Annotated in this window: 20 protein-coding genes; 17 read left to right on the top strand and 3 right to left on the bottom strand. The window is 72.4% G+C overall.

What is annotated here, in order from left to right:
• Nucleotides 1–16 precede the first annotated feature (16 nt).
• Nucleotides 17–589 (top strand): hypothetical protein, encoded by a 573-nt coding sequence (locus ACGFIG_RS28115; RefSeq protein WP_393007908.1) that lies wholly within the window; start codon nt 17–19, stop codon nt 587–589.
• 91 nt (nt 590–680) lie between these two features.
• On the opposite strand, the gene ACGFIG_RS28110 is transcribed toward ACGFIG_RS28115, so the two are convergent.
• A complete protein-coding gene (locus ACGFIG_RS28110) occupies nt 681–977 on the bottom strand; it encodes a ferredoxin (RefSeq protein WP_393007906.1) in 297 nt (98 codons plus the stop codon).
• Nucleotides 978–1,154: 177 nt separating this feature from the next.
• Between ACGFIG_RS28110 and arc the strand changes: the two genes are divergently transcribed.
• The 9 genes from arc to ACGFIG_RS28065 all read left to right on the top strand — a co-directional run bounded on the left by arc (nt 1,155) and on the right by ACGFIG_RS28065 (nt 9,748).
• A complete protein-coding gene (gene arc, locus ACGFIG_RS28105) occupies nt 1,155–2,936 on the top strand; it encodes a proteasome ATPase (protein WP_121398236.1) in 1,782 nt (593 codons plus the stop codon).
• A 168-nt stretch (nt 2,937–3,104) separates the two neighbouring features.
• On the top strand, nt 3,105–4,622 hold the full coding sequence (gene dop / locus ACGFIG_RS28100) for a depupylase/deamidase Dop (RefSeq protein WP_393007904.1): 1,518 nt from the start codon (nt 3,105–3,107) through the stop codon (nt 4,620–4,622).
• 109 nt (nt 4,623–4,731) lie between these two features.
• Nucleotides 4,732–4,947 (top strand): ubiquitin-like protein Pup, encoded by a 216-nt coding sequence (locus tag ACGFIG_RS28095; RefSeq protein ID WP_088993750.1) that lies wholly within the window; start codon nt 4,732–4,734, stop codon nt 4,945–4,947.
• Nucleotides 4,948–5,263: 316 nt separating this feature from the next.
• A complete protein-coding gene (locus ACGFIG_RS28090; protein WP_393007902.1) occupies nt 5,264–5,509 on the top strand; it encodes an endonuclease VII domain-containing protein in 246 nt (81 codons plus the stop codon).
• Nucleotides 5,428–6,267: a proteasome subunit beta gene (prcB, locus tag ACGFIG_RS28085; protein WP_393007900.1), complete on the top strand. Its 840-nt coding sequence runs from the start codon at nt 5,428–5,430 to the stop codon at nt 6,265–6,267. The genes ACGFIG_RS28090 and prcB overlap by 82 nt, the downstream gene beginning before the upstream one ends.
• 61 nt (nt 6,268–6,328) lie before the next feature.
• Nucleotides 6,329–7,150 (top strand): proteasome subunit alpha, encoded by an 822-nt coding sequence (gene prcA / locus ACGFIG_RS28080; RefSeq protein ID WP_393007898.1) that lies wholly within the window; start codon nt 6,329–6,331, stop codon nt 7,148–7,150.
• 229 nt (nt 7,151–7,379) lie between these two features.
• Nucleotides 7,380–8,738 carry a Pup--protein ligase gene (pafA, locus tag ACGFIG_RS28075; RefSeq protein WP_393007896.1) on the top strand — a complete coding sequence of 453 codons (1,359 nt, stop codon included), beginning with the start codon at nt 7,380–7,382 and terminating at the stop codon, nt 8,736–8,738.
• 69 nt (nt 8,739–8,807) lie between these two features.
• Nucleotides 8,808–8,993 (top strand): hypothetical protein, encoded by a 186-nt coding sequence (locus tag ACGFIG_RS28070; RefSeq protein ID WP_393007894.1) that lies wholly within the window; start codon nt 8,808–8,810, stop codon nt 8,991–8,993.
• 206 nt (nt 8,994–9,199) lie between these two features.
• The gene (locus ACGFIG_RS28065; protein ID WP_393007892.1) at nt 9,200–9,748 is read left to right on the top strand and encodes a carboxymuconolactone decarboxylase family protein; all 549 of its coding nucleotides are present in this window, start codon (nt 9,200–9,202) and stop codon (nt 9,746–9,748) included.
• Nucleotides 9,749–9,876: 128 nt separating this feature from the next.
• Here the strand turns inward: ACGFIG_RS28065 and ACGFIG_RS28060 are convergent, their stop codons facing one another.
• Both ACGFIG_RS28060 and ACGFIG_RS28055 read right to left on the bottom strand, forming a co-directional pair.
• Nucleotides 9,877–10,962, bottom strand: a complete 1,086-nt coding sequence (locus ACGFIG_RS28060; RefSeq protein WP_393007891.1) for a DUF3866 family protein — start codon at nt 10,960–10,962, stop codon at nt 9,877–9,879.
• Nucleotides 10,963–11,009: 47 nt separating this feature from the next.
• On the bottom strand, nt 11,010–11,972 hold the full coding sequence (locus ACGFIG_RS28055) for a cation diffusion facilitator family transporter (RefSeq protein ID WP_393007889.1): 963 nt from the start codon (nt 11,970–11,972) through the stop codon (nt 11,010–11,012).
• A 118-nt stretch (nt 11,973–12,090) separates the two neighbouring features.
• Between ACGFIG_RS28055 and ACGFIG_RS28050 the strand changes: the two genes are divergently transcribed.
• The 7 genes from ACGFIG_RS28050 (at nt 12,091) to ACGFIG_RS28020 (ending at nt 17,898) form a co-directional block, all read left to right on the top strand.
• Nucleotides 12,091–13,089, top strand: coding sequence for a helix-turn-helix transcriptional regulator (locus ACGFIG_RS28050; RefSeq protein ID WP_393007887.1), 999 nt, complete (start codon nt 12,091–12,093; stop codon nt 13,087–13,089).
• Nucleotides 13,086–14,126, top strand: coding sequence for a helix-turn-helix transcriptional regulator (locus ACGFIG_RS28045; protein WP_393007886.1), 1,041 nt, complete (start codon nt 13,086–13,088; stop codon nt 14,124–14,126). The genes ACGFIG_RS28050 and ACGFIG_RS28045 overlap by 4 nt, the downstream gene beginning before the upstream one ends.
• Nucleotides 14,127–14,136: 10 nt before the next feature.
• Complete coding sequence (locus ACGFIG_RS28040; protein ID WP_393007885.1) at nt 14,137–14,385, top strand: hypothetical protein; 249 nt, start codon at nt 14,137–14,139, stop codon at nt 14,383–14,385.
• A 197-nt stretch (nt 14,386–14,582) separates the two neighbouring features.
• Nucleotides 14,583–14,909 (top strand): Sec-independent protein translocase subunit TatA, encoded by a 327-nt coding sequence (tatA, locus tag ACGFIG_RS28035; RefSeq protein WP_393007884.1) that lies wholly within the window; start codon nt 14,583–14,585, stop codon nt 14,907–14,909.
• A gap of 18 nt (nt 14,910–14,927) precedes the next feature.
• Complete coding sequence (gene tatC, locus ACGFIG_RS28030; RefSeq protein ID WP_393007883.1) at nt 14,928–15,878, top strand: twin-arginine translocase subunit TatC; 951 nt, start codon at nt 14,928–14,930, stop codon at nt 15,876–15,878.
• A gap of 655 nt (nt 15,879–16,533) precedes the next feature.
• The gene (locus ACGFIG_RS28025) at nt 16,534–17,139 is read left to right on the top strand and encodes a response regulator transcription factor (protein WP_393007882.1); all 606 of its coding nucleotides are present in this window, start codon (nt 16,534–16,536) and stop codon (nt 17,137–17,139) included.
• Nucleotides 17,140–17,319: 180 nt separating this feature from the next.
• Nucleotides 17,320–17,898, top strand: coding sequence for a response regulator transcription factor (locus tag ACGFIG_RS28020; protein WP_393007880.1), 579 nt, complete (start codon nt 17,320–17,322; stop codon nt 17,896–17,898).
• Nucleotides 17,899–17,939: the final 41 nt, after the last annotated feature.

Below are 17,939 nucleotides of genomic sequence, written 5' to 3'. Positions count from 1 at the left end.
GGCACGGGGAGGTGCAATGAGCCGGCCCGGCTTCGGTGGGGGCGACCTGCCGGCGGTGTTCCCGGACTGGTCGCCCTACACCGACCTCGAATCGGCGGCCCGGGCGTACCTGCGCGACCCCGACGTCGCGTTGGAGGCGCTCGGCGGGGTGCTGCGCGGCGCGTCGGTGCTCGGCTTCACCCTGGAACGCTTCGTCAACGAGGTCAACGGGGTGTGGCAGGAGGTCGTGGTCTGCGACGGCAGCCGTCTCGTCCTCTGGCACGGCGAGGACGTGCCGCCGGAGGAGGGGCCACCGGGCTCGATGACCTCGTCGCTGCGGGTGGTGCCGGTCTCCACGGTGACCGAGGTCGGCTGCCGGCGCCGGTTGACCCGTACCGACGACGGCGGGATCCGGGTCGACAGCATCGACGTCTACCTGCTGCTCACCTCGCTGGACGAGGCGCCGCCCAGCGACGAGGCCGTGGGCGCGCCCCGGCACGACGCGCTGCGCTTCGGCAAGACCCTCGACGACGGCGGCGCCGGGCAGATCGCCCGGCTGGAGGAGTTCGCCCGCCTGGTCGCCTCGGTGGTCGGCCGCCCGCTGCTCTGAGCCGGACGCCCGGCCGCTGAAGCGCGGGCCGGTCGGTGCGCCGGCCCGCGGTGTCCTCCCGTGCCCGCAGGCGCGGGAGGACGAGCGGCGCTCAGTCCTCCTCGGCCTCCGGGCCGGCCACCTCGACGCCGTCGCTGCCGCGCACCACGTGGATGCACTCGCCCGGGCACTCCTTCGCCGAGTCGATCACCTCGAGGCGCAGGTGCTCCGGCACGTCCACCCGGCTGCCCGGCGCCATCCGCAGGTCGCCGTCGGGGCCCTTGACGTAGGCGAGCCCGTCGACGTCGAACTCGAAGACCTCGGGCGCGTACTGCACGCAGAGCCCGTCGCCCGTGCAGAGATCCTGGTCAACCCAGACCTGTAGCTGATCCGTCACGACCTCTGCCACGGCGCACCCCCCATGTTCTCCCGTCCCACGCACCGACGGTACCCGAACGCCCGGACCGGCCCCCGGGGCCACCCTTCGCGATCAAGGTTCGGTGACGAGGGCGTTGCGTGGGACCGAATCGGCCTCATAGCGGCTAGTGTTAGGGCAGAACGTTCAAGCCCCCCGGGGAGGTGGGACGTGGCACGCAGCGACGACGCGGACTCGCGCGCCGCACGGTGGGAGAAGGAGGCCCACGATCTCTCCACGCAGGTCGCGTTCCTTCAAGAGGAACTCGCTCTGGTGCGGCGCAAGTTGACCGAAAGCCCCCGACACGTCCGGCAGCTCGAAGAGCGGCTGGCGGCCACCCAGGCACAGTTGGCGCGGCTGACCGAGAACAACGACCGGCTCGTGAGCACCCTCAAGGAGGCTCGCGCGCAGATCGTGACGCTCAAGGAGGAGATCGACCGCCTCGCGCAACCGCCGAGTGGTTACGGAGTCTTCCTCGCGCGGCACGACGACGGCACGGTGGACGTCTTCACCGGCGGACGCAAGCTCCGCGTCGCCGTCTCGCCCTCGCTGGACGTCGCCGAGCTACGGCGCGGCCAGGAGGTCCTGCTCAACGACGCGCTCAACATCGTCGACGCGTTCGGCTTCGAGCGGGTCGGCGAGGTGGCGATGCTCAAGGAGATCCTCGCGGGTCCCGACGGCAGCCCGGGCGACCGGGCCCTGGTGGTCTCGCACTCCGACGAGGAGCGCATCGTGCACCTCGCCGACACCCTGATCGGTTCGCCGATCCGGGCCGGCGACTCGCTCATGATCGAGCCCCGCTCGGCGTACGCGTACGAGCGGATCCCGAAGAGCGAGGTCGAGGAACTGGTCCTGGAGGAGGTGCCCGACGTCGACTACACCGACATCGGTGGCCTCCACTCGCAGATCGAGCAGATCCGCGACGCGGTGGAACTGCCCTTCCTGCACGCCGACCTGTTCCGCGAGCACCAGCTCCGCCCGCCGAAGGGCATCCTGCTCTACGGCCCGCCCGGCTGCGGCAAGACGCTGATCGCCAAGGCGGTGGCCAACTCGCTGGCGAAGAAGATCGCCGAGCGGGAGGGCAAGGAGAAGCACACCAGCTTCTTCCTCAACATCAAGGGCCCGGAGCTGCTCAACAAGTACGTCGGCGAGACCGAGCGGCACATCCGGCTGATCTTCCAGCGGGCCCGCGAGAAGGCCGGCGAGGGCACCCCGGTGATCGTGTTCTTCGACGAGATGGACTCGATCTTCCGGACCCGCGGCTCCGGCGTCTCCTCCGACGTGGAGAACACGATCGTCCCGCAGCTGCTCAGCGAGATCGACGGCGTCGAGGGGCTGGAGAACGTCATCGTCATCGGCGCCTCCAACCGGGAAGACATGATCGACCCGGCGATCCTGCGCCCCGGCCGGCTCGACGTGAAGATCAAGATCGAGCGGCCGGACGCCGAGGCGGCCAAGGACATCTTCTCCAAGTACATCCTCTCCGGGCTGCCGCTGCACCCGGACGACCTCGCGGAGCACGGCGGCGACCCCCAGGCCACCGTCGCGGCGATGATCGACGCGGTCGTGCTGCGGATGTACTCGGAGACCGAGGAGAACCGCTTCCTCGAGGTCACCTACGCCAACGGCGACAAGGAAGTCCTCTACTTCAAGGACTTCAACTCCGGCGCGATGATCCAGAACATCGTCGACCGGGGCAAGAAGATGGCCATCAAGGAGTTCCTCACCTCCGGACGCAAGGGCCTGCGCCTGCAGCACCTCCTCGACGCCTGCGTCGACGAGTTCCGGGAGAACGAGGACCTGCCCAACACCACCAACCCCGACGACTGGGCCCGCATCTCCGGCAAGAAGGGCGAGCGGATCGTCTACATCCGCACGCTCGTCTCCGGCGGCAAGGGCGCGGAGGCCGGCCGGTCCATCGAGACCGCCAGCAACACCGGCCAGTACCTCTGACGGACACCCGCACGGGGCCCGCGACGCGACGCGTCGCGGGCCCCGTCCCGTCCCGCCCGAACCCGCCCGCGCTCCGCCGCCCCGGTCCGCCGCGCCCCCTTCCGCCGTACGGCCGACTACGCTCGACGTGACGGGGGACCGGGTCGGGCGAGCGAAGCGGGTAGGTCGATGAGCGTAAGACGGATCATGGGCACCGAGGTCGAGTACGGCATCTCCGTTCCCGGACAGGCCGGAGCCAACCCCATGGTCACCTCCTCCCAGGTGGTCAACGCCTACGGGGCGCGTCCGGAACTCAACCGGGGCGGCCGCGCCCGCTGGGACTACGAGGAGGAGTCGCCGCTGCGGGACGCGCGTGGCTTCACCTACTCCGGCGCGGCGTACGACCCGGCCGAGGCGCTCGCGGACGAGGACCTCGGGCTGGCCAACGTGATACTCACCAACGGGGCGCGGCTCTACGTCGACCACGCCCACCCGGAGTACTCCACGCCGGAGGTGACCAACCCGCTGGACGTGGTGCGCTGGGACAAGGCGGGGGAGCGGGTGATGGCCGAGGCGGCCCGCCGCGCCGCCACCATCCCCGGCACCCAGCCGATCCACCTCTACAAGAACAACACCGACAACAAGGGCGCCAGCTACGGCGCCCACGAGAACTACCTGATGCGCCGCCAGACCCCGTTCGCCGACATCGTCGCGTACCTGACGCCGTTCTTCGTGACCCGGCAGATCGTCTGCGGCGCGGGCCGGGTCGGCATCGGCCAGGACGGCGGGCAGAGCGGCTTCCAGATCTCCCAACGTGCGGACTTCTTCGAGGTCGAGGTCGGCCTGGAGACCACGCTCAAGCGGCCGATCATCAACACCCGCGACGAGCCGCACGCCGACGCCGACAAGTACCGCCGGCTGCACGTCATCATCGGCGACGCCAACCTGTCGGAGATCTCCACGTACCTCAAGGTCGGCACCACGGCGCTGATCCTCACGATGATCGAGGAGAAGGCGCTCGGCCCCGACCTCGGCATCGCCGACCCCGTCAGCGAGCTGCGCGCCGTCAGCCACGACCCGAGCCTGACCCACCGGATGCGGCTGCGCGACGGGCGGCGGCTGACCGCCCTGGACCTGCAGTGGGCCTACTACGAGCGGGTCCGGTCCTTCGTGGACGACCGCTACGGCAGCGACGCCGACGAGCAGACCCTCGACGTGCTCGACCGCTGGGAGCGGGTGCTGGACAGGCTGGGCCGCGACGTCATGCTCTGCGCCGACGAGCTGGACTGGGTGGCCAAGCTGCGGCTGCTGGAGGGCTACCGGGAGCGGGAGCAGCTCGGCTGGGGTTCGCACAAGCTCCAACTGGTCGACCTGCAGTACTCCGACGTCCGCCCGGAGAAGGGCCTCTACCACCGGCTGGTCTCCCGGGGCGCGATGAAGACGCTGCTGGACGACGAGCAGACCCGCACCGCGATGACCGAGCCGCCGGAGGACACCCGGGCCTACTTCCGTGGCCGCTGCCTGGCCCAGTACGCCTCGGAGGTCGTCGCGGCGAGCTGGGACTCGGTGATCTTCGACGTCGGCCGGGAGTCGCTGGTGCGGGTGCCGATGATGGAGCCCGAGCGGGGCACCCGCAAGCACGTGGGGGCGCTCTTCGATCGGTGCCCCAGCGCGAAGGACCTCCTGGAGACCCTCACCGGCGGCTGAGGCGTCGTCGTCGACGGATGCCCGTCGTGTGCCGAAGGCGGCGCGCGACGGGCTTTTCGTCGCCTCCGCGAGGTAAGTTGATCGCAGGGCGATCGTGGAGGAGGCAGCAATGGCCACTCGTGACAGCGGCGGGCAGTCGCAGTCGGGCAAGTCGCGTCAGGGCGAGGAGATCGAGGACGTCACCACCGAGGCGAATCCGGAGGTCGCCGAGCGGCACGCCGAGATCACCGAGGACGTCGACGACCTGCTCGACGAGATCGACTCCGTCCTGGAGGAGAACGCCGAGGAGTTCGTGCGCGGCTATGTACAGAAGGGGGGCGAATAGGGTAAATCAGGCATTCAGGTATGCCTCAGCGGTGGGACGACCGCCACGGCAGCACGGACACGAGGTGCGCCAACTGCCCGTGGTGCCGGACGGGCGCCGCCGGTGTCCGTCGTGCGCCGAGGTGAAGTCGCTGGAGGACTTCCCCGGAACCGCTCGGGGCGCGGGACGGCCGTGGTCGGTACCGCGAGCCGTGCCACGACGCCAAGGGCGGGGAGTCCCGGCAACACCTGTACGGCGGGACGCGTGAGTACCACCTGCGGCGGCGCTACGGCGTCGGGACAGGGAGTTCCAGGAGCTCCCGGCCGAGCGGGGCGGGGTGTGCGCGATCTGCGGCACGCCGGACCCCCAACATCTGGACCACGATCATCGCACCGGGTGGGTGCGCGGGATATTGTGCTTCAACTGCAACGGTGGTCTCGGCCAGTTCCGTGACGATCAGTCGCGGCTGGCGGAGGCGATCACATATCTGAGAGGAACCACGTGGCAGCGGGTTTTGATCCATCCGGGCGTCTACCAGATGTGTTCACCAACGCGGGGACGTCCTCCTTCACCTCGTTCCTGAGCAAGGTGGCCCCCGAGATGCTGCCCGGCCGCCGGCCCCTGCCGCCGGGTATGGCCGCCGACATGGCGCCCCACGCGACGACCATCGTGGCGATCTCGGCCGCCGGCGGCGTCGTGATGGCCGGCGACCGGCGGGCCACCATGGGCAACCTGATCGCCCAGCGCGACATCGAGAAGGTGCATCCGGCCGACGCGTACTCGCTGGTCGGCATCGCCGGCACGGCGGGCATCGGCATCGAGCTGATGCGACTGTTCCAGGTGGAGCTGGAGCACTACGAGAAGATCGAGGGCGCGATGCTCTCGCTCGACGGCAAGGCCAACCGCCTCGCCTCGATGATCCGCGGCAACCTGGGCGCCGCGATGCAGGGTCTCGCGGTGATCCCGCTCTTCGCCGGGTTCGACCTGGCCGCGAAGGACCCGGCGCGGGCCGGGCGCATCTTCAGCTTCGACGTCACCGGCGGCCCCTACGAGGAGACCGGCTACGACGCGATCGGCTCCGGCTCGCTCTTCGCCAAGTCCGCGCTCAAGAAGCGCTTCCAGCCGGGTCTCTCGGTTGACGAGGCGGTCCGGCTCTCGGTCGAGGCGCTCTACGACGCCGCCGACGACGACACCGCGACCGGCGGCCCGGACCTGATCCGGCGGATCTACCCGGTGGTGATGACGGCGACGGCGGAGGGCACCCACCGGCTCACCGACGAGGAGATGTCGGCGATCGCCGAGAGCGTGGTCTCCGGCCGGATGGAGAACCCGGGCGGTTGATCCGCTCCCGCCCGCACCAGTCAGCAGCCGTCAGCACAGCGCCCTAAGGAGAACCGCCGCCGTGGCCATGCAGTTCTACGCCTCGCCCGAGCAGATCATGCGCGACCGCTCCGAGTTGGCCCGCAAGGGCATCGCCCGGGGCCGCAGCGCGGTCGTCCTGAGCTACTCCGGCGGGGTGCTCTTCGTCGCCGAGAACCTCTCCAGCGCCCTGCACAAGGTCAGTGAGATCTACGACCGGATCGGCTTCGCCGCCGTCGGCCGCTACAACGAGTTCGAGAACCTGCGCCGCGCGGGAGTGCGGATGGCCGACCTGAACGGCCTGAGCTACGACCGGCGGGACGTCACCGGCCGGGCCCTGGCGAACGCGTTCGCGCAGACCCTGGGTGCCATCTTCACCGAGCAGTCGAAGCCGTTCGAGGTGGAGATCTGCGTGGCCGAGGTCGGCGCCACCGCCGAGGACGACGAGCTCTACCGGCTCACCTACGACGGCTCCGTCAACGACGAGCCGGGCCGGATGGCGATGGGCGGGCAGGCCGAGGCGATCACCGGCGTGCTGAAGTCGCACCACCGCCCGGACATGTCGCTGGGCGAGGCGGTCAAGGTCGCGGTGCAGGCGCTTGGCAGCGTCGGGGGAGAGGGCGGTTCCGCCCGTACCATCGCCGCCAACCAGTTGGAGGTGGCGGTGCTGGACCGGCGCCGGGTGGGGCGGACGTTCCGTCGCATCACCGGGGCCGCGTTGACCGCGCTGCTCGACGGCGACAAGGCCGAGGAGGCGGTGCCGGCCCGTCCGGAGACGCCGACCTCCCCGAGCGAGGAGGCGAAGAAGCCCACCACGTCGGCCGGATCGGCGGACCTGGAGGGCCAAGAGAGCCCCGAGGCGTAGCGGACACAACACCCGGGCGGGCGGTCTCGGGCGCGAACGCGCCTGACCGACCGCCCGTTTCCGCGTCACCTCGTCTCCGGCCCGGGCGTTCACCTGGGCGCCGAGCGTCCACCCGGGATCCCCGCGAACGGTGCGCGTGGGCGCGCCCGCCCTGTCGACGCGGTGGCCGGCGCGAGACGGGCGCGGCGTGCGCTGCCCATCTGGGGCCTCGGGCGGCTAATGTCTCATCATGGAGCGGCGAATCTTCGGCCTCGAGACCGAGTACGGCGTCACCTGCACCTACCGTGGGCAGCGGCGGCTGTCCCCTGACGAGGTCGCCCGGTACCTCTTCCGCCGTGTCGTGTCGTGGGGCCGGTCGAGCAACGTGTTCCTGCGCAACGGCGCCCGGCTCTACCTGGATGTCGGCTCGCACCCGGAGTACGCCACTCCGGAGTGCGACTCGGTGGTGGACCTGGTCGCGCACGACCGGGCCGGGGAGCGGATCCTGGAGGGTCTGCTCGTCGACGCGGAGAAGCGGCTGCACGACGAGGGCATCGCGGGCGACATCTACCTGTTCAAGAACAACACCGACTCGGCCGGCAACTCGTACGGCTGCCACGAGAACTACCTGGTGTCGCGACACGGGGAGTTCGGCCGGCTGGCTGACGTGCTGATTCCGTTCCTGGTCACCCGGCAGTTGATCTGCGGGGCGGGCAAGGTGTTGCAGACGCCGCGTGGGGCGGTCTACTGCCTCTCGCAGCGGGCCGAGCACATCTGGGAGGGCGTGTCGTCGGCGACGACCCGGAGCCGGCCGATCATCAACACCCGCGACGAGCCGCACGCCGACGCGGAGCGCTACCGCCGACTGCACGTCATCGTCGGCGACTCCAACATGAACGAGGTCACCACGCTGCTCAAGGTCGGCACCGCCGACATCGTGCTGCGGATGATCGAGGCCGGGGTGGTGATGCGGGACCTGACGCTGGAGAACCCGATCCGGGCGATCCGCGAGGTGTCACACGACATCACCGGGCGCCGCAAGGTGCGGCTCTCCTCCGGCAAGGAGGTCAGCGCGCTGGAGATCCAGCAGGAATACCTCGCCAAGGCGACCGAGTTCGTGGAGCGGCGCGGCGGCGACCAGACCGCGAAGCGGGTGGTGGAGCTGTGGGGCCGGGTGCTGCGCGCGGTGGAGACCGGTGACCTGGAGCCGGTGGCACGGGAGATCGACTGGGTGACGAAGCTACGGCTGATCGAGCGCTACCAGCGCAAGCACGACCTGCCGCTGTCGCACCCGAGGGTGGCCCAGATGGACCTGGCCTACCACGACCTGCGCCGGGGGCGCGGCCTCTACGGGCTGCTGGAGCGGCGCGGCGAGGTGGACCGGGTGACGACCGACCCGGAGATCTTCGAGGCCAAGGAGACCCCGCCGCAGACGACCCGGGCCCGGTTGCGTGGGGAGTTCATCCGGCACGCCCAGGAGAAGCGGCGGGACTTCACCGTCGACTGGGTGCACCTGAAGCTCAACGACCAGGCACAGCGCACGGTGCTCTGCAAGGACCCGTTCCGGGCGTACGACGAGCGGGTGGAGCGGCTGATCGCCAGCATGTGACGGGGGAAACCGGCCCGGTGCGGTGCTGGCCGCCGTCCGGGCCGGCGGAGCCGGTAGGCTGGCCGCGCCATGACGACATCCGAACCTCCCGAGAGCGGCCGCCAGCGTCAGAACTGGGCCGAGCGCCGCCGCGAGAAGATCCGTGACGAGATCGCGCGCAACCGGCGCGGCGAGTACACGGTGCCCACCTGGGTGCTGGCGCTCGCGCTGGTGCTGATCGTGGGCGCCTGGCTGGCCCTGATCTTCCTGGTCTGAGCCGCCTGCCCCCGAGGCTGACGGCCGGCGCCCGGTCGAGCGCCTGCCGGCCCGTCGCGGCACCTTCCTCCTCCTGCCCCGCCTGCCGCCCCTGCTGAGCAATCGCGAAGTTGCGCCGGCGGCGGTGTAACTGGAACCGTCATCGCGTTCGGCGTTTCCGGTGACCGGCTGCGCGCGCTGCGTGGTCGTGGCAGGAAGGTGACGGCATGGCACACATCGACCTCGGTCTCGACGAGCGGGCACACCCGGGCATCAACGGCCCGATGATCTTCCGCCCCGAGACGGCCAAGCCGCTCAACGAGCTGGCGGAGACGCTGCTGCGCGCCCCGCACCCGACGCTGACCCCCGGCGAGCGGGAGCTGATCGCGGCGTACGTGTCGGGGCTGAACGAGTGCCGGTTCTGCTGTGCGTCGCACTCGGCCTTCGCCGCCGCGCAGCTGCCCGCGGGGATGCGGCTGGTCGACCAGGTCCGAGCCGATCCGGCGACCGCCGAGGTCAGCGACAAGCTGCGTACGCTGCTGGAGATCGCCGCCGCCGTGCAGCGCACCGGCCGCGACGTGACGACGGAACTGGTCAAGGCCGCGCGGGCAGCCGGCGCGACGGACCTGGAGATCCACGACACGGTCCTGATCGCGGCCGCGTTCTGCATGTTCAACCGCTACGTGGACGGGCTGGGCACGCTCGCCCCGGAGGACCCGGTGGTGTACGAGCGCTCCGCCGAGCACATCGTGCGGCACGGCTACGGCGCGAGCTGAGCAGGCGCTGAGCTGACCGCCGCCCGGGCGGAGCGCCGTGCCGCCGCCCGGGCGGAGCGCCGTGCCGCCGTCCGGGTGCCGCCGCAGCGCCGCGCCGACACCCGGCGGGCGGTCGACTCAGCGGGCGGTCAGCTCAGCAGGCGGGCGGCGTGCCGGCCGGCCGCGGCGGCGGCCAGGAAGTAGGCGTGGTCGGCGTCGAGGCCCCGGCCCATGGTGGACAGCGGCACGGGCGCGGCCCGCAGCGCGGCGTCGAGGCCGTCGGTCGGGACCCGCACGAGGCTGTGCCGCGCCGCGAGGGGCGCCAGCGCCGCGTCCACCTCGCCGGCCAGCGCCGGGGCCAGGCCGTCGGGCACGACCAGCTCGGCGGAGGCGAGGGCCACCCGGCCGTACGCGGTGAGGCTGTGGTGCGACACGCCCCGGTGGCGGGGCCGTGGGTCGGCGTCGGAGATCCGCAGCGACCCGACCGGGCGCCCGCCCAGCGTGGCGACGGCGTTGACGGCCTCGCCGACGGCCACCCCCGAGAAGCCCCACCGGGTGCCGGTGCCCAGGTTGCCCGGCCCCTGGGCGACGATCACCACGTCGGCGCGCAGTACGTGCCGGGCGGCCAGCAGCCCGCTGTGCACGGTGCCCGCCTCCAGGTCCCCGCCGAACGCCTGGCCGACGGTGACCGTGCCGACGAGGTGCTCGCGCAGCCCGGCGAGGGTACGGGAGAACCAGGCCGGCAGCGCCCCGCCGTCGGTCAGCAGGTACGCCACCCGGGCGGCGGGCGCGTCGGCGTGGATGCCGGCCAGGATCGCCGGCAGCGCGGAGTGCAGGTCGGCGGTGACCACGGGCAGGCCGGCCAGGTCGTCGGCGGCTGCCATCACCTCCCGGTGCGGGGACGCCTCCTCGTCGACGCCGAGCAGGATCGGCTGCAGCGGGGTGTAGCGGGCCTTGACCAGGTGACCGGCGTCGCGGCTGTCGAGGGCCTGCGGCGGGTCCGGCGGCAGCCGGTCGGGCAACGCCACGACCAGGGCGTACCCGCCGGTGCCGAGGCCCATCAGCAGTGCGCCGGCGTTGAGCAGCACCCGGTCGCCGGGCTCGGGCCGGCCGACGAGGGCGGGGTAGGCGAGGGCGCGTACGCTGCCGCCGTCGGACAGGTCGACGTCCAGTTCCACCGCCCCGGTCCACTGCCGCCGCAGCGCCGTCACCGTTCCCGACCGCCATCGCACCATGCCCGGCACGCTAGCGTCGCCGCCCCGGACGGGCGCGCCCGGGGCGGTCAACCGCCGGAACCGTCCGGCTCCGGGTCGTCGCGCCCGGCGGCGCGCGTCGGGTCGAGGAAGACGTGCCGGACGTACGGGTGACGGGCGGCGAGGCGCCGCTCGGCCTGCTCGGCGGCGGCCTCGATGGTCGCGCCGCTGACGTCGTCGTCGAAGTCCACCTTCGCGGCGACCAGGACCTCACTCGGCCCGAGCTGCATGGTGAGCAGCGTCTCGATGCCGCGTACGGCGGGCAGGCCGGCGATCTCCTCCGCGATCTCACCGCGCAGCCGCTCGGGCACCGCCCGCCCGACCAGCAGCGAGAGGTTGCTGCCGGCCAGGACGGCGGCCACCACGAGCAGCAGCACGCCGATCAGCACGGAGGCGATGCCGTCCCACAGCTCGTCGTCGGTGAGCTGGGACAGGCCGACCCCGACGGCGGCCAGCACCAGCCCGATCAGGGCGGCGCTGTCCTCCAGGAACACGGCCTTCAACGGGGTGTCCGAGGTCAGTTGCAGGAACCGGCGCGGGGTGGTACGCCAGTGCCGCGACTCGCGGCGCACCTGGCGCACGGCGCGCGCCAGCGAGACCGACTCGATGGCGAACGACACGGCCAGCACGACGTAGGTGACCAGGTAGTCGCCGCTGTGCTCGTGCACCAGGATGGTGGTGATGCCGTGGGTGACGGCGAAGCCGGCGCCGGCGACGAACGTGAACAGGGCCGCCAGGAACGCCCAGACGTAGCTCTCCTTGCCGTACCCGAACGGGTGCCGGTCGTCGGCGGGCCGTGCCCCGCGGCGCAGCGCGAGGTAGAGCAGCACCTCGGTGGTGGTGTCGGCGACGGAGTGCACGGCCTCGGAGAGCATCGCCGCCGACCCGGAGACCAGCCCGGCGATCAGCTTGGCCACCGCGATGGCGAGGTTGGCGGCCCCCGCCACGACGACGGTGCCGACGCTTTCGCTCCTGACCTCCGGCTGGGTCACCACGCCACTGTAGAGTCGGCGGCGCCCGCCGACCGGTGAACCGACCGTTCGCGACGCGCGGCACGTCCTGCCCGCGTGGGTGCACGGGTGCGCCGGGTGGGCTGCTAGCGTCTACCGCGTGTCGCGGACCCGCACCGAACGCCTGGTCAACCTGGTTATCTGCCTGCTGTCCACGCGACGGTTCCTGACCGCCGCGCAGATCGCCGCGACCGTGCCCGGCTACGAGCACGATCCGGACGACGCGCGTGACCACGAGGCCTTCCAACGCAAGTTCGAGCGGGACAAGGCCGAGCTGCGTGAGCTGGGTGTGCCGCTGGAGACGGGGACGGCGAGCGTCTTCGACGCGGAGCCGGGCTACCGGATCGCCCACCGGGAGTACGCGCTGCCCGAGATTCCCCTGGAGCCCGACGAGGCCGCCGCGGTCGGCATCGCCGCCCGGCTCTGGCAGCACGCCGGCCTGGCCGCCGCCGCCTCCTCCGGGCTGGCGAAGCTGCGTGCCGCCGGCGTCGACGTGGACCCGCAGGCCACGCTGGGCCTGGAGCCGATGGTGACGGTGGATCCGGCGTTCGCCCCGCTCACCGCGGCCGCCCGCGACCGGCGGGAGGTCACCTTCGACTACCGGGTGCCCGACCGCGACGACTCCACCCGCCGGCGCCTGCAACCGTGGGGCGTGGTCTGCTGGCGGGGCCGCTGGTACGTGGTCGGGCACGACCTCGACCGCGCGGCGACCCGCTGTTTCCGGCTGTCCCGGGTGGTCGGCGCGGTCCGGGTGACCGGCGCGTCGGGCGGCTACGAGCCCCCGACGGGGGTCGACCTGATCAGCCACGTGGCGCGCTGGTCGGGGCCGACGGAGCGCACCGGGCGGGCCACGGTGGTGGTCGCCGCCGGGCGCGCCGCCGGCCTGCGCCGCTGGGCGGTCGGCGTCACCGCCGGGCCCGACGGTGACCGGCTCGTCCTGCCCTACGCCGACGCGGACGTGCTCGCCGGCCAGCTCGTCGGCTACGGCCCCGACGTGCGGGTGCTCGATCCGCCAGAGGTGCGCGACGCGGTGATCCAGCGGCTCAAGGAGATCGCCGCCCGGCACGACGACCTCGCGGTCACCGGGGGTGTCCGGTGACCCGCCCGGCCGCCCGGGGCGGCTCCCGCGCGTCGGCCGACCGGCTGGCCCGGCTGCTGAACCTGGTGCCCTACCTGCTGGCCCGGCCCGGCATCGAGATCGCCGAGGCGGCCGGAGACCTGGGCGTCACCGAACGGCAGCTGCGCGAGGACCTGGAGCTGCTGTGGGTGTGCGGGCTGCCCGGTTACGGGCCGGGTGACCTGATCGACATGGCCTTCGACGGCGACCGGGTCACGATCACCTACGACGCCGGCATCGACCGGCCCCTGCGGCTCACCCCGGACGAGGCCCTCGCGTTGGTGGTGGCGCTGCGGATGCTCGCCGAGACGCCCGGGGTGACCAACCGGGAGGCCGTCGAGCGGGCCCTCGCGAAGATCGAGCACGCGGCCGGCGACCTCGTCGCGGCGCCCGTCGAGGTCCGGCTGCCCGCCGACACGCGGCGGGTGGAGGAGCTGCGGGCGGCCGTCGACAGCGGCCGGGCGTTGCGCATCACCTACTACACGGCCGCCCGGGACGAGACCACCGACCGCGTCGTCGACCCGCTGCGGATGCTGATGGTCGGCGGGCGGGCGTACGTGGAGGCGTGGTGCCGCCGTGCGGAGGGGGTGCGGCTGTTCCGGGCCGACCGGATCGACGCGGTCGCCGAGCTGGAGGAGCGGGCCGTGGTGCCGCCGCAGGCCCGCCCGCACGACCTCACCGACGGGGTGTTCCGGCCGTCGCCGGACCTGCCGCTGATCACCCTGCGGATCGGCCGGGGCGAGCGGTGGCTCACCGAGTACTACCCGTGCGAGCGGGTCGAGGCCGGCGACGGCGACCACTGGATGGTCTCGCTGCGGGTCACGGACCTGGCCTGGGCCCGCCGGTTCGTGCTGGGCCTGGGCCCGGACGTGACCGTGGTCGCCCCGGCCGAGCTCGCGGACCAGGTGCGGGCCGCGGCGGTCGCCGCCCTCGACGCGTACGCCTCACCGGTGCCGGCCGCACCGGGCGGGCCGGACCCGACTCCGGCCGATCCGGCGCTGGCCGCCGGCACCCAGTAGGCTGGCCGCCGTGGTGAAGTGGATCGTGCTCGCGGTGGTGCTGTTCGCGCTCGTCGTGTTCGCTCTGGCCCTGCGGCTGGTGCTGGCGCGCCTGCCACGGCTGCGGCGCGCGGCCGTGGCCCTGCAACGTCGGGCCACCGAGGCGGAGGCGCTGCGGGAGACCGCCGAGACCCTCCAGGCGCGGGCTGAGGCCCTCCAGGGGCAGCTCGACACCACCCAGCGGCGGCTGGCCGTGATCAGGGCGAAACGCGGCCGTTGATCGGTCGGTGCGCGAACCGCTCCGGTTGCGCGCAGGAATGATCTCTGCGGCAGACGGTTGACGGGACGTCCCGCGTTGGTCAGACTTCACCGACCGGGGCGAAACCACCATCACCCGGCGGGTGGCAGCGGCCGTCAGCGGACGTACGATGGACCGCGGTACACCCTCACGACGACACAGAGCGACTGGAGCTTCCCATGGGTGCCCTCAAGCCGTGGCACATCGCCATACTCGTGGTCGTGCTGATCCTGCTCTTCGGTGCGAAGCGGCTCCCCGACGCGGCCCGTTCGCTGGGCCGGTCGCTGCGGATCATCAAGGCCGAGACCAAGAGCCTGCACGACGACGACCGCGACCTCGCCGAGAAGGCCGACGCGCAGGCCGGCTACCAGCCGCTCCCACCGCAGACCGTCCAGGGTCAGCCGTACGCGCCACCGCCCGCCGGGCAGCAGCCGCACGTCGCCCCGCAGCAGCAGCCGTACGCACCCCCGGTCAACGACCCGGTGCAGCGCGTCCGCGACAACTGACCGAAGGGCCCGAGACCCGTGGCCTTCTCCCTCAAGAAGCGCGGCCCGAGCAACTTCGAGCGGGCCGCCGACGGTTCGATGACGCTCATCGAGCACATCCGCGAGCTGCGTGACCGGCTGTTCCGCGCCTCCGTGGCCATCGTGATCGGGCTGATCATCGGCTTCGTGCTCGCGCAGCCGGCGTTCGATCTGCTCAAGCAGCCCTACTGCCGGCTTCCGGGCATGGTGGTCGACGGTGAGTGCCAGAACTTCCTGCAGCTCGCGCCGACCGACGGCTTCGTCCTCAAGCTGAAACTGGCGCTCTGGATCGGCTTGATCATCGCCGCGCCGGTCTGGCTCTACCAGCTCTGGGCGTTCATCGCGCCCGGCCTGCACCGCAGCGAGCGCAAGTGGGCGTACGTCTTCGTGGCGATCGCGGCGCCCCTGTTCGCCGCCGGCGCGGTACTGGCCTTCTTCGTGGTGGACAAGGGCCTGGCCTTCCTGCTGGAAGCCGGTGTCACCGGCACCGACTCCCAGTTGGAGGTGACCCGCTACATCTCGTTCGTCACCAACATGATCCTGCTCTTCGGGGTGGCGTTCGAGTTCCCCCTCACCCTGCTGATGCTCAACTTCACCGGGGTGGTGAGCGCCCGCAGGCTGCTCAGTTGGTGGCGGGCCGTGGTCTTCGTCTGCTTCGCCTTCGCGGCGGTGGCGACCCCCGACCCCGGGCCGTTCGGCATGACCCTGCTGGCGCTCTGCCTGTCGCTGCTCTACTTCGTCGCTGTCGGGGTGGCCTTCATCAACGACAAGCGCAAGGGCCGCGGCAAGGAGGTCTACGCGGGCATCGACGACGACGAGGTGTCACCGTTGGAGTTCGACCCCGAGCCGGTGGAGGCCGGGCAACGGGTGGACGCCAGCGCGCCGATCACCGCCCCGGAGCCGATCGCCGCGCCGGCACCGATCGAACGCCGCTACGACGACATGACCTGACCGCCGGTCGCCGACGTCCCGCACCTGCCGGGCGTCCGCGCACCGCAGGCAGCGCCGCGAACGAGCCCTCCGTCACCGGGGGGCTCGTTCGCGTTGTGCTCCGGTGCGGCACCGCGACCACCGCGGGCGGGTTCCCTAACGCACGGCGCGTCAGCCGTCGACACCCAGTCGGCAATCCGTCACGAAGCATCCACTGGCTGCGATCGGGTAAGCAGATCTTTACGATGTGTCGACGTGTTCGACGAGGGAGGTCGCTGTCCAATGCGTCGCCCGGCGTTCCGCCGCCCACCCGTCGCCGCACGGAGCGGGGACACCGTGGCGGCGACCACGGGTGTGGGCGCCCCGGCATCCGGCGGGCGGCGCGCCGACGCGAACCCTTCGACGGACGCCGGCGGAGGGCCGCCACCCGTGTCGGCCGCCCCGGGTGACCCGCGTTCCGGGGTGAGTGCCCACCCTGGCCGGGGCCCGCACGGTCGTCCGGCCGCGCCGCCAGGCGCCCGGCCGCCCGGTCGCCCCTGCCCCTGACCGTCGGCTCGCTGCACCTGTCGCGCGCCAGCATCCAGTCGTTTCCGTCCGTCCACTCGGCCGGCCGGCCGAGTCCCGTCAACGGGACCCGACCGCCACCCCACCACCACCCCCAGATCGGAGCCACGCCTTGATCCGCGTCGTCGTTGTCGAGGAGATGGGACTGTTGCGTACCGCCCTGTGCGCGGCACTGTCGAGCGAGGAGGACATCCAGGTCGTCGCCGAGGTGACCGGGGTGGCGGACCTGCCCACCCTGGTGCGCCGGCACCGGCCGGACGTCGTGCTGGTGGATCTGGCGCCGGACGCCCCGCACCCCGTCGAGGCGGTCGCCGAGATCACCGAGGCGATGCCCGACACCGCCGTGCTGGCCATGGGCCGTCGGTGGAGCCAGCGCATCGTGGGGGACCTGCTGGCCGCCGGCGTACGCGGCCTGGTCGGCAAGGACGCCTCGCTGGAGGCGCTGGTCGACGCCGTGCGTGAACTCGCCGCCGGAGGAAAGGTCATCGACGCCGAGGCCGCCGTGACGGCGCTACGCCCCGAGTCGAGCCCGTTGACGCGCCGGGAGGTGGAGGTGCTGCGGGTGGCCGCGGAGGGCCTGCCGATCAAGGAGATCGCCCGCCGGCTCTACCTGGCGCACGGGACGGTACGCAACCACCTCTCGGCGATCATGCGTAAGACCGGCGCCCGCAACCGGATGGAGGCGGTGTGGCGTGCCCGCCGCGACGGCTGGATGTAGCGGGCACGCGTCCGCCGGCTCGTGCCCGCCGCACCGTCCCGCCTGGACGGTGGCGTCGACCTCACCGCCATCGCCGCCCGCGCTCTCGACGCCACGCGCGCTCGCCGAGCGGAACCTGTCGGGGCGTGATTGAATTTTGACGTTCCGTGATCTACCTGATGACGTTCCGGAGGGTCAACGGTGATCCGTACGCTGCTCGCTCTCGACGGTGCCCTGGTCCGGGGTGCCCTGTCGCTCGTCCTCGCCGCCGAGGAGGACATCAGCGTGGTGGCGGAGCTGGACCGGGGCGAGGCCCTACCGCCCGCGGTACGCACGCGGCGCCCCGACGTCGCGGTCGTGGACCTCGACCTCGTCGACGAGGCGGGCCTGGCGGGGCAGTGCCCGTTGCTGGTGCTCGCCGACCGGCGTCGGGCGCGCAGCCTGCACCGGGTCCTCGTGCCGGGGCGTACGGTCGGGATCCTCGGCAACGACGTCTCCCCGCAGCGGGTGGTGGACGGCATCCGGCGGCTGGCCCGACACGAGTCGGTGGTCGACGCCGACCTGGTGATGGCGGTGTTGCGCCGGGACAGCCCGCTCAGCTCACGGGAGGCGGAGATCCTCGACCTGACGGCGGCCGGGGCCCCGGTGGCGGAGGTCGCCCGGGCACTCGGGCTCGCCCCGGGAACGGTACGCAACCACCTCGGCCGGATAGCCCGCAAGGCGGGCGCGCGTACGAGGGTGGAGGCGGTACGCCTCGCCCGCGAGGCCGGCTGGATCTGACGGCAGCACCGCCGGCGCTGGCTCTGACGACAGCATCCGCC

This window comes from Micromonospora sp. NPDC049048 (genome assembly GCF_043197615.1).
Lineage (GTDB): Bacteria > Actinomycetota > Actinomycetes > Mycobacteriales > Micromonosporaceae > Micromonospora.
The sequence above is the reverse complement of the archived record's forward strand: the minus strand, read 5'-3'. Positions and strand labels throughout refer to the sequence as shown.